The organism is Nocardioides sp. cx-169 (assembly GCF_021083605.1).
Taxonomy (GTDB): Bacteria; Actinomycetota; Actinomycetes; order Propionibacteriales; family Nocardioidaceae; genus Nocardioides.
This window is the reverse complement of sequence record NZ_JAJNRO010000025.1, coordinates 1-4,352: the sequence shown is the minus strand read 5'-3', so window position 1 is coordinate 4,352 and position 4,352 is coordinate 1. Positions and strand designations below refer to the sequence as shown.

The window sequence follows — 4,352 nt, the reverse complement described above, 5'->3', positions numbered from 1 at the left end:
TCTGCTCCTCCGTAATCGGGTAGGCCGTATCTAGCCCACGGTCCTCATGGGGCGCCTTCTTCAAAGTTTCCGTAGACATGACACAGTCTCCCGTTTCGTGATGTGAGATGAAGGGACTTGTAGAGCGGGTATGCCCAAACGATCACTCATCTGCGCTGCTCGACAGCCTCAGAGTCAGGACCCCCACTACGAGCTGAGCACACCGTCAGGAGGCCCGCCGTCCGCGATATTAGATCGTATGTGGCCTGCGCGCAATACCTATAAGGTGCCTCGACCGAGGTGACCACGCTGTCCCTGGGCAGCACTTCCATGCAAACACCATGGACTAGACGGCCACGATGCGATATCATATCGGTCAATCTCTAGTTGAATCTACGGGAGTCCCTAGTCGTTCAAGGAGTCAGTTCGTGAGCCGTACGATCACGACCATTTCGTCAGGGCACACCATTCTCGAGGGCCCGCGTTGGCATGAGGGCAGGCTCTGGTGCTCCGATCTGTATGCCAATCGAGTCCTCTCGATGGCCGAGAACGGAACCGACCAGCGGATCGAGGCCGAGCTCGGCGATCATCCATCCGGTCTGGGCTGGCTACCGGATGGTCGACTTCTCATCGTCTCCATGACAGAGCACAAACTGCTGCGCCGCGAGCCCGACGGCGAAATCGTCACCCACGCCGACCTCGGCGACTTCGTCCAGGGCTACGCAAATGACATGGTCGTTGATGCACGCGGCCGCGCCTTCGTCGGCAACTCTGGATTCGCGGTCTTCGCCGATGAGCCCTTCGTCCCCGGCTCGGTCGTGAGGGTCGACCCCGACGGCAGGGTTGAGGTCGCTGCTGAAGACATGTGGTTCCCCAACGGCTCGGTGTTCCTGCCAGACGGGACACTTCTCGTCGGGGAGACCGTTGGCAACCGGATCACCGCGTTCGACGTAGCTGACGACGGTTCACTGGCCGAGCGGCGGGCATGGGCCACGTTTGGCGACCCCCCCGAGCCAACCGAGAGGTCGTTCGGGAACGCCATGTCTTTCATGGGGGTAGCCGCCGATGGATGCGCTCTTGACGCCGATCAGGCGTTGTGGATCGCCGACTGCGGAGGCAACCGTGTCGTGCGAGTGCGTGCGGGCGGGGAGATCCTCGAAGAGGTGAGTATGGGGGCGACCACGCTCGCGTGCGCCTTGGGCGGCGATGACGGGCGGACTCTCTTCGTCTGCACGGTGCCGAGCAGCAACAATGCAGAACTCGTGACGGTCCGGGTCGACGTTCCAGCCAGCCCGCACCAAACGGCGTGACCACACCCGGCCGAGGGCGGAGGCTGCGGCCCCTCGATGAGAGGGGCCGAAGAGGTCATCTACGAAGGAGGTTCCGATGAAGGCGGTGGATGCAGTGGTCTCGAGACCGGTGACGCAGTCGTATGTCGGGGGGAGGTCGATCGAGGCCACCTCGACTTACGAGAACATCGACCCGTCGACCGGCCACACCCTGGGTGATGTCGCCCGCGGCGGCGAAGCCGAGATCGATCTAGCCGTTGCCGCCGCGCGGTCAGCTAGTCGCGCCTGGAGCCGGACCGCCCCGGAACAACGGGCGGACATTCTGTGCCGGTTCGCCGACCTCATTTCCTTGGAAGCCGAAAACCTCGCGAAGCTCGAGAGCGAGGATTCTGGGAAGCCACTTTCGCAGGCCCGTAACGACGCGAACGTGTGTGCTCGCTACTTCCGCTTCTACGGCCGAGCCATCGATTCATACTACGGTTTGAGCATTCCGCTGAGCCCGGATCTGCTCGCCTATACTCAGCGCGAGCCGCACGGCGTCACCGGACATATCCTTGCATGGAACTATCCTCTGCAACTTCTGGCCCGTGGTGTCGCCCCAGCTATCGCTGCCGGCAACTGTGCAGTCATCAAACCAGCGGACGAGACGCCTCGCACGGCCGTTCGTGTCGCGCAGCTCGCGGTTCAGGCCGGTGTGCCGGCAGGTGTGTTCAACGTAGTGACCGGGATGGGGACTGAGGCGGGGGCAGCCCTAGCAGCGCATCCTGGCGTCGACCACCTGGGATTCGTGGGATCTACACAGGTCGGAAGCCTAGTCGCTGCTGCAGCCGCCGAGCGGACCGCGCCCGTGATGCTAGAACTCGGTGGCAAGTCGGCACACCTCGTCTTCGAAGACGCAGATATCGGCACTGCGGCCGAGTTCGTCGCGAAGGCGATCCTTCAGAACGCAGGCCAGACCTGCTCGGCCGGCTCACGAGTTCTGGTGCATCAGGACCGACATGCCGAGTTGCTGGAGCGGATCTCTGACATCTTCGCGAAGGTGACAGTCGGGCCAGCACTCAACGATCCCGATCTCGGGCCGCTTGTCTCGCGCAAGCAACAGCGTCGGGTGAGCGGCTACGTGGAGTCCGTTGCGTCCGGAGAGATCGTGTGCGGCGGACACGTTGTGGAGCCTGACGGCATCATCGGCGGCGCCTACTTTGCTCCCACGCTGATTGACGGAGTTGATCCAACGTCGGCCATCGCACAGGAAGAGATCTTCGGCCCCGTCCTCACGACCATGCAGTTCTCGGACGAGGAGCAGGCAATCGCGCTCGCCAATGGAACTGATTACGCACTGCTGGGGGCAGTGTGGACCCGTGACCTGTCGAGGGCTCATCGCGTGGCGCGCGAGATTGTCGCTGGTCAGGTGTATGTGAACACCTACGGCGCTGGGGGTGGGGTTGAGTTGCCTTTTGGGGGCTTCCGTAAGTCCGGATACGGCCGAGAGAAGGGCGTTGAGGCTCTCGATGCTTACACTGCGACAAAGACCATCGTTGTTCGACTTTGAGTCAGTATTGGGCCTACTTCGACCTCGGCTAGACGGTACGACGTGACGGCCTCGGGCTGAGGTAGGTGCGGGCCGGGGCCTCACTCACCAGATTCGTGGGTTACCGAGCAGGGGCCGCCTGCCTGGCCGATCCCAGTGTGGGAGGCCCCGGTGTTCACCGAGCGTACGAGCGTTGGCTGGACGTGACGCACGATTTGTCGAGGCAGCGGCGTTTGATGGCGTCACGGGCGAGCGCGTCCACACGTGAATCGCCCCGGGTTTCGTAGAGGCTCTGGTGTGTCCCTGGTCCCACGGAGTCTGGATTTCTGGATTCTGGTGCCTGACACCAGGAGGAACAGATGGGACGACGGGGCTACCCGGCAGAGTTTCGACGCAAGGTCCTCGACCTGCTCGCGGACGGCAAGAGCGTCGCCAGCATCGCGCACGACCTCGACATCAGCGATCAGACGATCTACAGCTGGCGTCGCGGGGGTGTCAGATGATCTGTGTAAGCGGTCGGTCTCAGCGAAGGAACGAAGATGACTGCTGTGACCGAAGGGACCGGGCGACCGGACTACAAGAAGGCGGCTGCCGCTCGGCGGGCTGACCGCGCAGACAAGCCGGGCTCGAAGGCGGCCGCTGACCTCGCCGCGGCGGGTGCGTTGGACGAGCTGTTCGCGAAGATCGACGCTGGTGAGCTCGAGCTGACCGGCGATGGCGGGTTCATTCCCGGGCTGATCAAGGCCGCGCTTGAACGTGGGCTTCAGGCGGAGCTGACCAGCCATCTGGGCTATGAGAAGGGCGATCCCGCGGCGTCGGCGGTGTCGAACTCGAGGAACGGGACGACGCCGAAGACGGTCGCGACCCAGACCGGGGACATCGACTTGGCCATTCCGCGCGACCGCGACGGGAGCTTCACCCCGACGCTCGTGCCGAAGGGCTCGCGCCGGCTTTCCGGGTTGGACGAGATGATCATCAGTCTTTACGCGGGCGGGATGACCGTCAGGGACATCGCCCATCACCTCGCCTCAACGATCGGGACCGAGCTGTCGCACGAGACGATCAGCAACATCACCGATGCGATCGCGGAGGAGATCTTGGAGTGGCAGGCGCGGCCGCTGGACGCGTTCTTCCCGGTGGTCTACCTGGACGCGATCGTGGTCAAGGTCCGCGACGGCGCGCACGTGATCAACAAGTCCGCTCACATCGCCGTCGTCGTCGATATGGACGGCATCAAGCACGTCCTGGGGATCTGGATCCAGACTTCCGAGGGCGCGAAGTTCTGGGCCGGCGTCTGCGCCGAGCTCGCCAACCGCGGACTCAGGGACGTCCTCATTGTCTGCTGTGACGGCCTCACGGGGCTGCCCGAGGCGATCGAGGCGACCTGGGCGCAGGCGACGGTCCAGACCTGCGTGGTGCACCTGGTCCGAGCCTCGATGCGGTTCGTGTCCTACGGCGACCGCAAGGCCGTGGCGAAGGCGTTGAAGCCGATCTACACCGCGACCAGTGACAAGACCGCCCGTGAGGCATTCGACGCCTTCCACGACTCGAACTGG

4 protein-coding genes are annotated in these 4,352 nt (G+C 63.7%); all 4 read left to right on the top strand.

Translation table 11 applies throughout. The features are described 5' to 3' along the window. Nucleotides 1–407 precede the first annotated feature (407 nt). Nucleotides 408–1,289: an SMP-30/gluconolactonase/LRE family protein gene (locus LRP67_RS21145; protein WP_231272322.1), complete on the top strand. Its 882-nt coding sequence runs from the start codon at nucleotides 408–410 to the stop codon at nucleotides 1,287–1,289. A 76-nt stretch (nucleotides 1,290–1,365) separates the two neighbouring features. Beyond that, nucleotides 1,366–2,817, top strand: coding sequence for an aldehyde dehydrogenase family protein (locus LRP67_RS21140; protein WP_231272321.1), 1,452 nt, complete (start codon nucleotides 1,366–1,368; stop codon nucleotides 2,815–2,817). A gap of 338 nt (nucleotides 2,818–3,155) precedes the next feature. Beyond that, nucleotides 3,156–3,299 (top strand): transposase, encoded by a 144-nt coding sequence (locus tag LRP67_RS21135; protein WP_231272320.1) that lies wholly within the window; start codon nucleotides 3,156–3,158, stop codon nucleotides 3,297–3,299. 36 nt (nucleotides 3,300–3,335) lie between these two features. Then, nucleotides 3,336–4,352: IS256 family transposase (locus LRP67_RS21130; RefSeq protein WP_231272318.1), on the top strand; the 1,017-nt coding region annotated here is incomplete at its 3' end.